Source organism: Bacillota bacterium (genome assembly GCA_024655925.1).
GTDB lineage: Bacteria > Bacillota > DTU025 > DTU025 > JANLFS01 > JANLFS01.
Genome location: JANLFS010000077.1, coordinates 1 through 14890 on the forward strand (window position 1 = coordinate 1; position 14890 = coordinate 14890).

The 14890-nt window shown below is 61.4% G+C and carries 15 protein-coding genes; all 15 read left to right on the forward strand.

Annotated elements, in window-relative coordinates:
• Nucleotides 1–118: 118 nt before the first annotated feature.
• Nucleotides 119–595 (forward strand): tRNA (adenosine(37)-N6)-threonylcarbamoyltransferase complex ATPase subunit type 1 TsaE, encoded by a 477-nt coding sequence (gene tsaE / locus NUW23_11605; protein ID MCR4426809.1) that lies wholly within the window; start codon nucleotides 119–121, stop codon nucleotides 593–595.
• Nucleotides 576–1286 (forward strand): tRNA (adenosine(37)-N6)-threonylcarbamoyltransferase complex dimerization subunit type 1 TsaB, encoded by a 711-nt coding sequence (gene tsaB / locus NUW23_11610; GenBank protein MCR4426810.1) that lies wholly within the window; start codon nucleotides 576–578, stop codon nucleotides 1284–1286. Before tsaE ends, tsaB begins: the two co-directional genes overlap by 20 nt.
• 3 nt (nucleotides 1287–1289) lie before the next feature.
• A complete protein-coding gene (rimI, locus tag NUW23_11615; GenBank protein MCR4426811.1) occupies nucleotides 1290–1808 on the forward strand; it encodes a ribosomal protein S18-alanine N-acetyltransferase in 519 nt (172 codons plus the stop codon).
• Nucleotides 1804–2826, forward strand: coding sequence for a tRNA (adenosine(37)-N6)-threonylcarbamoyltransferase complex transferase subunit TsaD (tsaD, locus tag NUW23_11620; GenBank protein MCR4426812.1), 1023 nt, complete (start codon nucleotides 1804–1806; stop codon nucleotides 2824–2826). Before rimI ends, tsaD begins: the two co-directional genes overlap by 5 nt.
• A 60-nt stretch (nucleotides 2827–2886) precedes the next feature.
• Complete coding sequence (locus tag NUW23_11625) at nucleotides 2887–3792, forward strand: LCP family protein (GenBank protein MCR4426813.1); 906 nt, start codon at nucleotides 2887–2889, stop codon at nucleotides 3790–3792.
• A gap of 23 nt (nucleotides 3793–3815) precedes the next feature.
• Nucleotides 3816–4556, forward strand: coding sequence for a 2-phosphosulfolactate phosphatase (locus NUW23_11630; GenBank protein ID MCR4426814.1), 741 nt, complete (start codon nucleotides 3816–3818; stop codon nucleotides 4554–4556).
• 5 nt (nucleotides 4557–4561) lie between these two features.
• Entirely contained in the window at nucleotides 4562–5071 is a 510-nt protein-coding gene (locus NUW23_11635) for a 4Fe-4S binding protein (GenBank protein MCR4426815.1), read from the forward strand.
• Between the two features lie 117 nt (nucleotides 5072–5188).
• A complete protein-coding gene (gene hpt, locus NUW23_11640) occupies nucleotides 5189–5764 on the forward strand; it encodes a hypoxanthine phosphoribosyltransferase (protein MCR4426816.1) in 576 nt (191 codons plus the stop codon).
• A complete protein-coding gene (gene guaA, locus NUW23_11645; GenBank protein MCR4426817.1) occupies nucleotides 5761–7302 on the forward strand; it encodes a glutamine-hydrolyzing GMP synthase in 1542 nt (513 codons plus the stop codon). The genes hpt and guaA overlap by 4 nt, the downstream gene beginning before the upstream one ends.
• 9 nt (nucleotides 7303–7311) lie before the next feature.
• Nucleotides 7312–8241: a DMT family transporter gene (locus NUW23_11650; GenBank protein MCR4426818.1), complete on the forward strand. Its 930-nt coding sequence runs from the start codon at nucleotides 7312–7314 to the stop codon at nucleotides 8239–8241.
• Nucleotides 8242–8245: 4 nt separating this feature from the next.
• Nucleotides 8246–9691 (forward strand): TldD/PmbA family protein, encoded by a 1446-nt coding sequence (locus NUW23_11655; protein ID MCR4426819.1) that lies wholly within the window; start codon nucleotides 8246–8248, stop codon nucleotides 9689–9691.
• On the forward strand, nucleotides 9685–11028 hold the full coding sequence (locus tag NUW23_11660; GenBank protein MCR4426820.1) for a TldD/PmbA family protein: 1344 nt from the start codon (nucleotides 9685–9687) through the stop codon (nucleotides 11026–11028). Before NUW23_11655 ends, NUW23_11660 begins: the two co-directional genes overlap by 7 nt.
• Nucleotides 11029–11082: 54 nt before the next feature.
• Nucleotides 11083–12519 carry a glutamate--tRNA ligase gene (gene gltX / locus NUW23_11665; GenBank protein ID MCR4426821.1) on the forward strand — a complete coding sequence of 479 codons (1437 nt, stop codon included), beginning with the start codon at nucleotides 11083–11085 and terminating at the stop codon, nucleotides 12517–12519.
• Between the two features lie 4 nt (nucleotides 12520–12523).
• On the forward strand, nucleotides 12524–14758 hold the full coding sequence (locus NUW23_11670) for a UvrD-helicase domain-containing protein (protein ID MCR4426822.1): 2235 nt from the start codon (nucleotides 12524–12526) through the stop codon (nucleotides 14756–14758).
• Between the two features lie 23 nt (nucleotides 14759–14781).
• The coding region (locus NUW23_11675) for a hypothetical protein (protein ID MCR4426823.1) at nucleotides 14782–14890 on the forward strand (109 nt) is incomplete at its 3' end.

Here is a 14890-nt window from a genome sequence, read left to right on the forward strand (position 1 = left end):
CAAGCGTAACCGATTCGAGGAAAGGGGGACTCCCCACTTCTTCTTGACTCAGACGCGCACCGCCCCGAGTTTGACTGCGTGCAGGACGTCAGGTATGATCATGTAGGAGTGCCACGAAATGACGACACTGACATCCCATTCGCCCCAGGAAACACTCCAGATCGGGGAGCGAATAGGCAGAAGGCTCGGCCCCGGTGATCTCGTGTGTCTTTCCGGCGACTTGGGGGCGGGCAAGACCTGTCTGGCCAGGGGCATTGCTAAGGCGCTCGGTGTCGACCCCGACACGGTAACCAGTCCTACGTTCGTGCTCGCTCAGGAGTACACCGGACGTGTTCCTGTGTACCACCTCGACCTGTACCGGCTGACCTCCGAGGCGTCCGTGGAAGAGGCGGGGCTTGACGAATACCTGGACTCAGATGGAGTTGCGATCGTGGAATGGCCTGGGGTATTCCCCGCCCTGGAACGCATGGAACGGCTGGAGATACGGGTCAGAATGGGGCCCGAGGATACGTTCCGCACACTTGAATTCGCCGCACATGGCCCCAGGTACTCAGCCTTTATGGAGGAGATAGGTCTTGCTGATCCTTGCGGTTGACACCTCGACCACGGTCGGAGGTGTCTCGCTTCTCAGGGACGGGGAACTTATGACAGAACAGATTATGAACGTCCGGAGGACGCATTCAGAGAGACTCATGTCCTCTGTGGAGGCTGCTCTTTCGGCGACTGGGTGTTCCCCGCAGGATCTTGATTGCGTGGCGGCGTGTATTGGGCCGGGTTCCTTTACCGGCGTTCGCATTGGGGTTGCCGCGGCCAAAGCCCTGGCGTGGGCAGTTGGGGTTCCTGCGATCGGTGTCCCCGGCCCTGACGCCCTCGCTTACGGACGGACGGGCGATGCCGACGATCAAATCTGGGCATTGATAGACGCGAGACACGGGCGCTGTTACACCGCGGCATTCAAACCGTCGAGAGCGGGCCGCGCTGGCGAGAGGATGACTCCGTATTCTCTGCAGAGACTCGATTCCATACTCCTTGAGGCTGGAAAATCCCGTGGGAGGTGCATATTTGTCGGGGATGGGGCTGCAATGCACAGGGAGGCGATTCTGTCCGGCCTGGGCGATCAGGCGGTGATCCCGCCTGATGCTCTTCTTGTGCTCAGGCCAGCGCAGGTCGGCCTGGTTGCAGCCGAACTCATCTCCTCCGGCGAGGAGGGAGACCCGGCGACCATGGTCCCGATGTACCTCAGGGAGTCAGAGGCCGAGGTCAAGCTCCTTGGCGGGGAGTTGTAAGAGATGAGAATGGAGATAGAGCTGATGACCATGGCTGACCTGGACCGGGTATCAGAGATAGAGCGCCTCTCTTTCTCTTCACCGTGGCCGCGATCGGCATTCGCAGACGAACTCACCCGGAACGAGCAGGCGCAGTACGTCGTGGCGAAGGCGGCAGACGGTGGCGTCATGGGATACGCTGGCATGTGGCTGATATGCGATGAAGCCCACGTGACCAATGTGGCAGTTCACCCCGGCTACCGCCGCAGCGGAGTGGGCCGGGCGATGATGGCGGCCTTGATGCGGTTGGCCCGGGCCAGGGGTGCGCGCCGGATGACACTCGAGGTTAGAGTGTCCAACCATGGCGCGCAAGCGCTATACATGTCTCTCGGTTTTGAGCCTGCGGGGATACGGCCCCGGTACTACGAGGACAACAAGGAGGACGCCCTCATAATGTGGGTGGAGGACCTCGATGCCGCACTTGAGGCCGTGGACTCGTGCGAGGGCCGCGCGGAAGGGAGGCGGCCACTCGGTGTCGATTGACCGGCTCGTCCTCGGAGTCGAGACCAGTTGTGATGAGACGTCCGCCGCAGTGGTGGCGGGCGGGCGCCGCGTGCTGTCGTCTGTTGTCGCATCTCAGATCGATGTACACATGAGGTTCGGTGGAGTCGTCCCGGAGATTGCATCAAGAAAGCACATTGAGGCCATCATCCCTGTCCTGGACGAGGCTGTGACCCGTGCCGGGATCGACAAATCCGAGATTGGCGGAGTTGCGGCCACCTACGGCCCCGGGCTTGTGGGGGCACTCCTCGTGGGACTCTCCGCGGCCAAGGCGATCGCGTTGGGAATCGGGGCTCCGTTTGTGTGCGTGAACCATGTGGAAGGCCACATCTACGCCAACTTCATCGCCCACCCTGGACTCGAGCCACCCGTGCTCTGTCTTACAGTCTCGGGAGGGCACACGGAACTGATTCTCATGCAGGCCCACGGAGAGTATGAGGTTCTCGGCAGGACTCGGGACGACGCGGCCGGAGAGGCGTTCGACAAGGTCGCCCGCGTCATGGGCCTCCCATACCCGGGCGGACCAGCCCTCGAGCGTCTGGCAAGAGATGGTGACCCTGAAGCCATAGAGTTCCCAAGGTCTCACGTGGCAGGGAGCCCTATGGATTTCAGTTTCAGCGGGCTCAAGACCGCTGTCATCAACTACCTGCACCGGGCGGAGCTGAGGGGCGACGAGGTCAACCTTCCAGACGTAGCAGCCGCGTTTCAGAAGGCTGTGGTGAGTGTCCTCGTGGACAGAGTCCGGCTCGCCGTGGTCGCCGCTGGGGTCCCCCGAGTCGCGGTCTCCGGCGGGGTGGCGGCCAACCTGGCGCTCAGGTCAGCGTTGGAGGCGGAAGGTGCTGCGTGTGGCTTCTCTGTGCTTTACCCGCCATTGGAGTTGTGCACCGACAATGCCGCGATGATTGCATCCGCAGGTTTCTTCCGGCTCGAGCGGGGTATCGTATCCCCGATGTCTGCCAACGCCGAACCTGGGGCCAGGCTGCCACGTTCGGGAGGATAAGAAGACAGGCACGTCGAATTGTGACGGATGAAGAGAGAACGCGTGCCGGAGGCTTTGAACATGACCGGTTCAGAGAATGGTGTCATCAGGGGATTCGATGCCGGAACCACGCGCCGGCCCAGCCGGAAGTGGGCTGTTGTGGTTCTTCTTGTTTTCGCGGTTTTCGCTGTCTCCGGTTACCTGACTCTGAGGTGGGCTACGGCCCTTCCAACTCCCGGCGACTCCCTGAATATTCTGCTGTTGGGAGAGGACATAACATACGCGCCGAACGGCACTGCCCAGGATGGCCCAGGCAGGACCGACACAATGATTCTAATGGTCGTGCCCAGGCGAGGGACAGGGGCCACTCTCATTTCCATCCCCCGTGACACCCTGGTGAGCCTACCCGGGCACGGGGTACGCCGGATCAATGCCGCCACGATTCTCGGCGGTACTGCCTTGGCCAGGGCCGCAGTGTCCAACCTTCTCGGCTTGGAAGTGCACAGGCACATGATTGTGGACTTCAACGGGTTCGAGAAGATCGTGGATGCGGTGGGAGGCGTCGAGATCGTGGTCGACAAGCGCATGAAGTACACTGATGTGGCGGGAGGGTACTCCATAGACCTTGCGCCCGGGGTTCACATGATGGACGGGCGAACCGCCCTCAGCTATGTTCGATATCGTCACGATGCACTGGGTGACATTTCTCGAGCCGGCAGGCAGCAGCAGTTCATGAAGGCCGTCCTGGGCAAGCTCGCTTCCTGGGAAGGATTGCGGGAGTCACGGCGCATTCTCTCCATCGTGCGTGAATACACGCAGACGGATCTCACCACCCGCGAGATGGTGGCGATCGGGTGGCGGTTCCGAGCGCTGGGAGGCACCGTGCTCGAGACCGCGACCCTCCCCGGGCGGTTCCGGGGGGCTTACTGGGAGCCGGACCCGGAAGGTATCCGAGCCCTGGTTCAGTCTGTGCGCTCACCCAAGTGAGGTCCATCGAAAGGGGAACTATCATGCGAGTCGATGTTTCCTTGGCGCCCGGGGAAATCACGGCGAAAGACGCACAGCACTCTGTTGTGGTGGTCATAGACGTACTCAGAGCCACCAGCACCATAGCGATTGCTCTCGCCAACGGGTGCGAGGAGGTTATCCCGACGGAGAGCATAGAAGAAGCCATCACCATAGCCCGGGGCTACCAGCGATCCGACTACCTACTGGGCGGTGAGCGCAAGGGCGAGATGGTGAACGGGTTCGACCTCGGCAACTCCCCGCTTGAGTACACCCCAGCGAGAGTGCAAGGCAAGAAGATAATCCTGACGACGACCAACGGGACACGGGTCATCAAGGAATACTGTGCGGCCCGGGACATTCTGATTGGGTCCTTCCTGAACGCGGATGCAGTTGTCGATGCGTGTATCCAGCATGGCGCGGATGTGGTCCTTGCGTGTGCAGGCCGAGAGGGACGGTTCGGGATGGAAGACGCGCTGTGCGCGGGTCTTCTGGCGTCATCACTCGCGGTGCGGGCACGGGCGGACCTCTCGGACTCAGCGCGCGCCGCGGCCGTGCTGTATGATAGAGGCAAGCCATCTTTGACGGACGAGTTCCTCCGGAGCGAACACGGGGCCTACCTCGCGAGCATAGGGTTCGAGGAGGACGTCAGGATGTGCGCAGACATATCGCGGCTGGACGTGGTTCCGAAGGTATTCGATCGGAGGGTCATCCGCAGGTCCACAACGTCGCAGAGGAGTGAGTAGGCCTCATGCATGATGTATCAGCGGATGGCGTGGTCACGTGGGAGGACGTGTGTGCTTGCGGTGGGTGTCCGAGCCAGGAGAGGATGGCGAGGGGTCCGATCGCAGTGATCGAGTGTCTGCAGGAGATACCGTGTAACCCCTGTGAGACCGGGTGCCCTTTCGGAGCTATCACCGTGGGAGATCCCATAACCCGTCTTCCAGTCCTTGATGCTGAGGCATGCCGAGGGTGCGGAAGATGCATCCCAGCCTGCCCCGGGCTTGCCATCTTCATGGTGGACATGAGCAAGCCAGGCGGGTCTGCCACCGTATCCTTCCCCTATGAGTATCTCCCTGTACCGGAGGCAGGGGATCACGTCAGGGCGACTGACCGGGCAGGCCGAGAGATCTGCGACGCAAAGGTGGTCGACGTGAAAAGGCCGAAGAGTTACAATAAGACTGCGGTGATAACTATAGAGGTTCCGAAAGCCCTGGCCCACGAGGCACGGGGGATCGCGTTGGCGTGGCGGCAGCGCTGATCTGGGCCATCGGCTACTCGGACGAGTTGTCACCCCGGCAGGTCAAGAACAGACAGGCCGGTCCCGGCCGCGAAAAGGGGACCGGCCTTTCAGGTTGACAAGGGAGGCGTAGGGCGGATGCCAGTGCAGGGCGGAGCGAGCATCACAGACGACATCCAGGAAGTCATTGTCTCGAAGGAGCAGATCGACGAGAAGGTCGGAGCACTTGGGCGCCAAATATCTCAGGATTACGAAGGATCGGAGCTTCTCCTGGTCTGTATCCTCAAGGGCGCTCTGGTTTTCACGGCTGATCTCATGAGGAGCATCACCGTACCGATACACACTGACTTCATGGCAGTCACGAGTTACGGGGCGGCTACGAGGTCGTCTGGTGTTGTGAAGATAGTCAAAGACCTCGATATTCCTATTGAAGGCAAACATGTGTTGATAGTGGAAGATATTATCGACACTGGGCTCACTCTGAACTACCTCCTTTCAAACCTCAGGAGCCGAAAACCAGCGTCTGTCCGGGTCTGCACTCTCCTGGACAAGCCTGAGCGGCGCGAAGTGCCCATCACTCCCGACTATAACGGGTTCTCCATTCCAGACAGGTTTGTGGTGGGGTACGGTCTGGACTACCGGGAGAAATACCGGAACCTGCCCTTCGTCGGGGTCCTGAAGGAGTACGTGTGGAATGGGGGGGCATCCAAATGAACTCCCCCCGTGTGCTCGTGATGGATTTCGGATCTCAGTATGTGAACCTCATAGCCCGCCGGGTCCGGGAGCTGCGGGTCCACTGCGAGATCGTGCCTCACTCTTTGAGTGCGGAGGAGATGGCGAGAACGCTTCCCTCTGCGATCATCATGTCGGGTGGACCTGCAAGCGTATATGAGCAGACTGCCCCAAAGTGCGATCCTGGGATCTTCGACCTCGAGATTCCAGTGCTCGGGATCTGTTATGGAATGCAGCTTGCGGTCATGGCCCTAGGCGGCGAGGTCAGGAGGGCTGAGAGACGCGAGTACGGGCCGGCGGAAGTGGAATTGGACCCGGAATGCCAGCTCTTCGATGGTGTTCCGTCGCCTACTTCAGTGTGGATGAGCCACGGGGACTCCGTTGCCTCACTCCCCCCGGGGTTCCGAGTTGCCGCCCGGTCCGCCAACACCCCCGTCGCCGCGATCGAGGATCCGCAGAGGCGAATCTATGGAGTGCAGTTCCACCCCGAGGTTGTGCACACCGCCCACGGCCGCGAAATCCTCGCGAACTTCCTCTTGCGTATCTCGGGGCTGCCGGGTGATTGGACTCCTGGATCATTCATCGAGGAAACCATCGCGGCCATCAGGAGGCAGATCGGTGACGATCGCGCGGTCTGCGCCCTATCCGGCGGGGTGGACTCGTCTGTCGCGGCCCTTCTTACGGCGCGTGCCATCGGCGACCGGCTCACTTGCATCTTTGTCAATCACGGCCTCCTCAGGAAAGGAGAACCCGAGGAGGTGGAGAAGGTCTTCCGGGGCCACTTCCACCTGAATCTCGTGGTGGTGGACGCACGCGAGAGGTTTCTTTCCAGGCTCGCAGGGATCGAAGATCCTGAGGCTAAACGGCGGGTGATCGGCGAGGAGTTCATAAGGGTCTTCGAGGAGGAGGCGGCTCGCCTGGGCGACTTGCGGTTCTTAGTCCAGGGCACCCTTTACCCCGATGTGATAGAGAGCACTGCCAAGGACACGGGTCCGGCCGCCAAGATCAAGACCCATCACAACGTCGGGGGACTTCCTGAGGACCTCAAGTTCGAACTGGTGGAGCCTCTGCGCCTTCTCTTCAAGGATGAGGTAAGGCTGATCGGTGCAGAGCTCGGGCTTCCCGATACGATACTTGGAAGGCACCCGTTCCCAGGCCCTGGGCTGGCAGTCAGGGCTCTAGGAGAGGTGACGGCGGAGCGGATCGAGATTCTCCGGGAGGCGGATGCGATAGTCACGGAGGAGATCAGCCGGGCGGGGCTCTATTCCGACGTGTGGCAGGCGTTTGCGGTTCTTCCCACCGGACGGAGTGTCGGTGTGATGGGAGACGGCCGCACTTACTCGTACTTCGTCGTGGTCCGCGCTGTTGTGAGCGAGGATGGCATGACTGCGGACTGGGCCAGGCTCCCCCATTCCGTCCTCGAGAGGATCTCTTCCAGGATTGTCAACGAGGTCGCAGGGGTGAACCGGGTAGTCTATGACATCACCTCCAAGCCACCTGCGACCATCGAATGGGAGTAGGGAACGAACTTGGCTCTGTATGTGAACGATGAGGGGGTGGGCTCCGTCCCCACACCCCAGGCCACTGCGGTAGGCAAGTCCATACTTGCCGACCTCTCGCTCCTAGGCATCTGTGTCATATGGGGGACCAGTTTTGCGATAGTCAAGTCAGTCGTCCGAGGGTTCGACCCCGCTGCATTCATAGCGGCCAGGTTTATCGTGGCAACGCTGCTCATAGGTATTGTGGCAGGGCCGCGACTCCGCCGGCTAAGCCTCCGGACTCTGGCGGCTGGAGCTGTTCTTGCGGTGCCCCTGTTCGTTGGGTTTCTCACGCAGACCCTGGGCCTGGCCGCAACCACTGCGTCGAAAGCCGGGTTCATCACTGGCATGCACGTTGCCTTCACCCCATTTCTCGCCTTCGTCGTACTCGGCAAGCGGGTCCGAGTCTGGGCGGCGATCGGAGTCTCCATGGCTGTAGTGGGCCTCGGAATGCTGAGTCTGGATGGTTCGGTCAGGCCGGCCCAAGGTGATCTTCTCGTCTTGGCCTGCGCCTTTGCTTTTGCAGTCCACATTGTCCTTCTGGGCAAGTACTCGCCCCAGTCTGACGGCGTCCTCTTAGCTTTCACGCAGATGGCGTGGGTCACCGTGATCGCCTGCATGTTCGCTGGGCCAGACCTTCGGGACCTTGCAGGCTTCGGACGGGAAGCTGCCCTCTCAGCAGTCTACCTGGGCGCAACTGGGACTGCACTTGCGTACCTCGTCCAGACTGTGGCCCAGAAATACACCCCGCCCACTCGCGCAGCGCTCATCTTCCAGATGGAACCGGTCCTTGCAGCGCTGTTCGCAAACCTTTGGCTCGGGGAAGCTATGAGCGCCAGGCAGTTTGCGGGAGCTGGCCTGATACTCGCGGGCATACTCGTCTGCCAGGTCGGGGACCTGAGATTCGCGCGGGAGGGATGACGACTTGACAGTTCTTGAGGTGGCTCTGGACACTGCGCGTCGCGCGGGCGCGACTTATGCGGACGCGAGGTCCGTCCGCCTCACCGAAGAGGCGCTCAGAGTGAAGAATGGCGCGGTGGAGCACGCCGCAGGCAATGTGTCCAAAGGTATTGGAGTGCGAGTCATTGCGGGCGGCTCCTGGGGGTTCGCAGCTGGAAGTATTGTGACAGAGTCTCAGGCGGCGGCGCTTGCCGCGCGGGCGGTGGAGATCGCTCAGGCTTCGGCACTGTCCAAGAAGGCCGATGTGGTTCTGGCTCCCGAGACTCCTGTGGTCGCGGAATGGCACGGGCCGTGCGAGGTCGATCCATGGAAGGTCAGCCTCGGGCAGAAGGTCGACCTTCTGCGAGAGGCATGTGCGCGGGCACGATCTGGGGGCCCTGACGTGAGAGTAGTGATGGGGACCATGTCTTTCGTCCGCGAGGAGAAGACGTTTGCCAGCACTGAAGGCGCCTACATCACACAGTCGTTAGTGGCGAGCGCAGCGGGAGTGTCGGCGATCGCCGTCGGTTCAGGAGAGGTGCAGATCAGGTCATACCCCGGGACGTTTGAGGGCAACGTCCGCTCCGCAGGCTACGAGTGGGTTGAGTCTTTGGACCTGCCCGGGCACGCCAGGAAGGTCGGCGAGGAAGCACAGTCGCTTATCACTGCCCAGCAGTGTCCATCCATGACGACCACCTTGGTTCTTGGCACAAACCAGCTTGCGCTGCAGATCCATGAGTCCTGCGGCCACCCGACGGAGTTGGACCGTGTGCTCGGAACGGAAGCCTCATACGCTGGCACCAGTTTTCTTACCCCAGATATGCTGGGGTCGTTCCGGTATGGCTCGGACCTGGTGAACCTGACTGCCGACGCCACACTCCCGGGCGGGCTCGGGACCTTCGGGTACGACGATGAAGGAGTGCCGGCGGCCCGCACGCCCCTGGTTCGTCACGGGGTTTTCGTGGGGTACCTCACATCGAGAGAGACCGCATCCAGGTTCGGCATGAGGAGCAACGGAACGATGAGGGCGACCGGGTGGGACCGCATGCCCCTCATCCGCATGACCAACATATCCCTGGAGCCCGGGCCCGAGAGCCTGGAGTCCCTCATCCGTGGGACAGACGACGGCGTCTTCATGGACGGCATAAAGAGCTGGAGCATCGATGACCGCAGGGTGAACTTCCAGTTCGGCACGGAGATCGCGTGGCGGATCAGACGCGGCGAGCTGGCAGAGGTCCTCAAGAACCCGACTTATACCGGTATTACCTACGAGTTCTGGAGGTCATGCGACGGTATAGCCGGCCCGGACGAGTGGGTGTTATGGGGAGTCCCCAACTGCGGGAAGGGGCAGCCCACCCAGATCGCCAGGGTCGGCCACGGTGCGTCCCCCGCCAGATTCCGCAACGTGAGGGTAGGTGTGGGCCGATGGTAGGGAAAGATCGTGCTTATGCCATTCTCGATGCCGCACTGGCGGCATCGCTGGCCGACATGACTGAGGCAGTTCTGCTGGGGGTGAGCGATGGCCTTACGAGGTTCGCCAATTCCGAGATTCACCAGAATGTCGTGGTAGAAGACGCGGCACTGACAGTCAGGGCGATCCTGGGCAGCAGGGAAGGCCGTGCCACCACGAACGAGCTGGACCCGGACTCGGTGGCGCGAGCAGTGGCAAGAGCGGCTGAGATTGCGTCAATGCAACCAGACAACCCTGAGTTCCCGGGGCTTCCGGAGCCCTCGGCGTATCAGGACACAGGTGGGTTTGATCAGCGCACCGCGACCTGTTCACCGGTGGAACGCGCCCGGCGGGCCGGGATGGCGATCGCCATGGCGGACTCTATCGGAGCATCCGCATCAGGCTCCCTGAGGACCCGGGTGCGCGAGATCGCAGTGGCCAACTCCAACGGAGTGTACGCTTGGACGGCCGGAACTGACGCCACCTTCGTCACTGTGGTAATGGGGAAGACCGGGTCAGGCTACGCCATCGGAGCGAGTGGACGGCTTGACGCACTGGACCTCGAGGAAATGGGCAGACGTGCCGTGGACAAGTGCATCAGCAGTGAGGCCCCTGGGGACCTTGAACCTGGGGAGTATGTGGCGATCCTCGAACCACCTGCTGTCGCCACCATGTTGGAAATGCTCGCATACATGGGCATAAACGGAGCGGCTTACTTGGAGGGGCGCAGCTACGCCAGCGGGAGGATGGGACAGCCCGTTACGAGCCCGATGATCTCCATAGAGGACGATGGATTGGACCCGGACAGCGTCCCCATACCCTTCGATTTTGAGGGAGTCCCCCGCAGGCCGGTCCGGATCATCGACCAGGGAGTGGTCTCGGGGATGGTCTTCGACCGGATGGCTGCGAAGAGGGCAGGCGCGGAGCCGACCGGGCATGCTCTTCCCGGGTCGGCGCTCCGAGGCGGGTTCCCTCTTCACCTGAGGTTAGCCCCGGGCGACTCGTCGGTAGAGAAGATGATCCAGTCTACCGACAGGGGAGTCCTGGTCACGAGGTTCAACTATGCGAACCCCATCCACCCTCAGAAAACGGTGTTCACCGGGATGACCCGTGACGGCACCTTCCTGGTGGAAGGAGGGCGGATCACCCGACCTCTGAGAAACCTGCGGTTCACCGACTCGATACTCGGGGGTGTGTTGGCCCACACCGACCTGATCTCGAGGGACACTGCCCTGATACCAGTCCTGGACAGCCAGGGCTTCTACAAGGTCCCAGCGCTCAGGACCACGAAGCTCAACTTCACTGGGGCAACCGCATGAATAGGAGCTGATTTCGGGAAGATGGATTCGAACACCGGCGGGAAGAAGATACGCGTGAGGATTGCGCCGTCACCGACAGGCAACTGCCATGTGGGCACGGCCAGGACTGCCCTGTACAACATGCTTTTCGCAAGGAAGTACGGGGGCAAGTTCATTCTGAGAATTGATGACACAGACCTCAAGCGGAGCACGAAGGAGTCTGAGGAAGGAGTCCTGGAGGGTCTTCGCTGGCTTGGAATAGAGTGGGACGAGGGCCCTGATATCGGCGGGCCGTACGCTCCTTACAGGCAGATGGAACGGAGACACACCTACGAGGAGGCTGCACGCAGACTGCTGGAGGAAGGTCACGCCTACCGCTGTTACTGCAGTCCTGAGGAGCTTGAGGCTGAGCGGAAGGCTGCGATCGCCATGGGCAAGTCGCCGCGGTACTCCGGAAAGTGTCGGGAGCTCTCGCATGCGGACCAAGAGAGGTTGGTGCGGGAGGGCAGGCGCCCTGTTGTGAGGTTGCGAGTGCCCGAGGTGATGCTCTCGTTTTCTGACTTGCTTCGCGGTTACCAGTCGAAGGACATGGCGGAGCGCGGGGACTTCGTGATAGTGAAGTCTGATGGAAGCCCAGTGTACAACTTCGCTACCGTGGTGGATGAGCACCTGATGGACATCAGCCACGTCTTGCGTGCTGTGGAGCACCTGACGAATACTTTTGACCAGCTTGCCGCGTATCACGCTCTCGGGTGGGATCCCCCGGAATTTGGACACCTCACACTCATGCTCAACCCTGACCGGACCAAGATCTCGAAGCGCGCGGGGGCTGTGTACATCGGCGAGTACCGCGACATGGGATACCTCCCCGAGGCAGTCCTGAACTTCCTCGCGCTCCTGGGCTGGAACCCCGGAACTGATCAGGAACTCTTCAGCCTTTCTGAACTGGTCGACGCCTTCTCTGTTGAGACCCTGTCCAGGTCGGATGCGATTTTCGATGTGAAGAAACTCGACTGGTTCAATGGTGTTTACATCCGAAGCCTGACTATCCCGGATCTCGCGGCCAGGGTCAGGCCGTTTCTCGAAGACGCCGGATTCGACATCTCCGACCAGGACTACCTCGAGAAGGCTGTGTCCTTGGTCACGGACAGGCTGTCCAAGCTGACAGATGCCCCCGAGAAGCTGGGGTTCTTCTTTGTCGAAGACATCGACATCGACCCGAATGCCTTCGGCACGAAGGCCAACCTGCCCCGGGCTGAGATCGCCAGGATGGTCCGGGCGTCCGCTGACGCGCTTTCGGGCATCGGGGAATGGACCCACGAGTCAATCGAGACCGCACTCAGGGCGACCGCGGAGTCGTCGGGCTGGAAAGCCGGGGAGCTTCTGATGCAGGTAAGGATCGCCATTACGGGCCGAAGGGTGACCCCGCCGCTTTTCGAGAGCCTGGTGGTTCTTGGCCGGGAGAGGTCCCTCGCGCGGCTGCGCGCCGCCCAGCGGGTGCTGGAGGCGTAATCGCATGACTGTCGATCTCCTGCAGGACCTCAATCCCCCACAGCGGGAAGCCGTCACCTGCACTGAAGGCCCTCTTCTCATCCTTGCAGGGGCGGGCAGCGGGAAGACGAGAGTCCTCACTCACAGGGTGGCCCATCTGATAGCCGGGCGCGGGGTGGCGCCTTACCACATACTCGCGGTCACGTTCACCAACAAGGCCGCGGAGGAGATGCGGTCAAGAGTCACCGAGCTTGCGGGGAGGGCAGGACAGTATGTGTGGGTGTCCACCTTCCACTCGCTGTGCGCGCGCATCCTGCGGCAAGAGATCGAACATCTCGGGTTCAAGCGGGGATTCACGATCTACGATGAGTCCGACCAGGTCACGGCGGTCAGGCGATGCATGAGAGAGCTGAACGTTTCGGGGGACATGTACAGGCCCCAGGCCGTGCTAGCCGCGGTGAGTTCCGCCAAGAACGACTTGGTCGGCCCGGATGAGTACCACGCGTCCGCTCGGGATGTCCGGGAGAGGACCATTGCCTCCATCTACCGGAGGTACCAGGAGATTCTCCGGGCCCAGAATGCGGTGGATTTCGACGACCTCATCATGCTCTCCGTAAGGCTCTTCCGGGAGCATCCAGAGGTCCTCGGAGCCTACCAGGACAGGTTCAGGTACATCATGGTCGACGAGTACCAGGACACGAACCACGCCCAGTACATCCTGGTCAAGCTGCTCGCCTCAGGCCATCGGAATCTCTGCGTGGTGGGGGACGATGACCAGTCGATCTACGAGTGGCGGGGTGCGGACATTCGCAACATCCTCGATTTCGAGCGGGACTACCCCGAGGCGCACGTGGTCAAGCTCGAGCAGAATTACCGGTCAACCAAGAACATTCTCGATGCCGCGAACCGCGTGATAGCGCACAACGTAGGCAGGAAGAGCAAGTCCTTGTGGACGTCGCGGGAGCCGGGGCAAAGGGTCTTCCATTACCAGGCGGAGAACGAGAAAGACGAGGCGCGGTTCATCGCGGACGAAGTCCAGAGGCTGACCAGGGGAGGTCAGGCGTCTTTCGGGGACTTTGCGGTCCTCTACCGCATGAATGCGCAGTCCCGCGCCATCGAGGAAGTCCTGCTCAACCGGGGCATCCCCTACAGGATCGTAGGAGGGCTGAAGTTCTACGAACGACGGGAGGTCAAGGATGTCCTGGCGTACCTCAGAGTTGTCTACAACCCCGATGACGATGTGAGTGTGGAGAGGATCATCAACGTTCCCAAGCGCGGCATAGGGGAGTCCACTCTAGCGGTGGCGAGGGCGCTTGCGGCGGAGGAGGGTGCGTCTCTTTACCGCGGTGTCGTGCTGGCCTCCACGTCGGAGAGAGTGCCCGCACGCGCAAGAAGAGCTCTCTCCGGGTTCATCAGTGTCATCGAATCCCTCGTAAGCAAGCGCGGGCAGGTCACTGTCTCGGAGATGGTCGAGGCTATCCTGGACGACACAGGGTACGTTCGCGAACTTGAGGCGGAGCGGACTGTGGAGGCGGAATCGAGAATCGAGAACCTTCGGGAGATGCTCTCGGTCACCAGGGAGTTTGAGGCCAGGCAGACTGCATTTGCACAAGACTCGGGAACGATTGGGGCGGGTGGTGCGCCGGGCGTCCCGGATACACCGGAGTCATCCGCGGCAGCCAGGCTAGCAGGCGGCCCGTCAGACATAGGGACGTTCCTGGAGGAAGTGGCGCTCCTCACCGATCTGGATCGGACAGTTGTGGGAGGCGATTCTATGACCCTGATGACCCTGCATTCCGCGAAGGGGCTCGAATTCCCAACTGTGTTCATAGCAGGTGTCGAGGAGAACATATTCCCGCTCGGAAGGTCGGTTTCCGACCGGCGTTCCCTGGAGGAGGAGCGGCGCCTGTGCTATGTGGGAATCACAAGGGCGCGCGACAGGCTCTACCTACTCCACGCGGCCAACAGAACAATCTATGGGCAGACTGTGGCTAACCCGCCGTCTCGGTTCCTTTCTGAAATACCCGATGACCTGCTCGCAGACGCTTGGGAAGAGCGGTTTGCCGTGTCCCGGGTTGCATGTGCGAGACACGACGGGACCGAGTATGGGGAGGGAGACAGGGTGTGGCATGCGAAGTTCGGAGAGGGTGTGGTGGTTGCGATCAGCCCGAGCGGGCGTGACCATATAGTGGACATAGCCTTCCCCGGACAGGGGATCAAGCAATTCGCTCTGAGCTTTGCGCCACTTCGGAAACTGTGATCACGGGACTGGAGGTGTGACAGGTGTCAGACGCCGCCGGACGGGTTGCGTGGCTTCGACAGGAGATCCGCCGCCACAACCACCTCTACTACGCGCTGGATGCGCCGGAGATCACCGATGATGAGTATGACG

What these genes read in the sequence shown, in the direction of transcription:
- tsaE (MCR4426809.1), top strand. Translation starts at nt 119, where the DNA reads ATGACGACACTGACATCCCATTCGCCCCAGGAAACACTCCAGATCGGG.
- rimI (MCR4426811.1), top strand. Translation starts at nt 1,290, where the DNA reads ATGAGAATGGAGATAGAGCTGATGACCATGGCTGACCTGGACCGGGTA.
- NUW23_11625 (MCR4426813.1), top strand. Translation starts at nt 2,887, where the DNA reads ATGACCGGTTCAGAGAATGGTGTCATCAGGGGATTCGATGCCGGAACC.
- NUW23_11630 (MCR4426814.1), top strand. Translation starts at nt 3,816, where the DNA reads ATGCGAGTCGATGTTTCCTTGGCGCCCGGGGAAATCACGGCGAAAGAC.
- NUW23_11635 (MCR4426815.1), top strand. Translation starts at nt 4,562, where the DNA reads ATGCATGATGTATCAGCGGATGGCGTGGTCACGTGGGAGGACGTGTGT.
- hpt (MCR4426816.1), top strand. Translation starts at nt 5,189, where the DNA reads ATGCCAGTGCAGGGCGGAGCGAGCATCACAGACGACATCCAGGAAGTC.
- guaA (MCR4426817.1), top strand. Translation starts at nt 5,761, where the DNA reads ATGAACTCCCCCCGTGTGCTCGTGATGGATTTCGGATCTCAGTATGTG.
- NUW23_11660 (MCR4426820.1), top strand. Translation starts at nt 9,685, where the DNA reads ATGGTAGGGAAAGATCGTGCTTATGCCATTCTCGATGCCGCACTGGCG.
- NUW23_11670 (MCR4426822.1), top strand. Translation starts at nt 12,524, where the DNA reads ATGACTGTCGATCTCCTGCAGGACCTCAATCCCCCACAGCGGGAAGCC.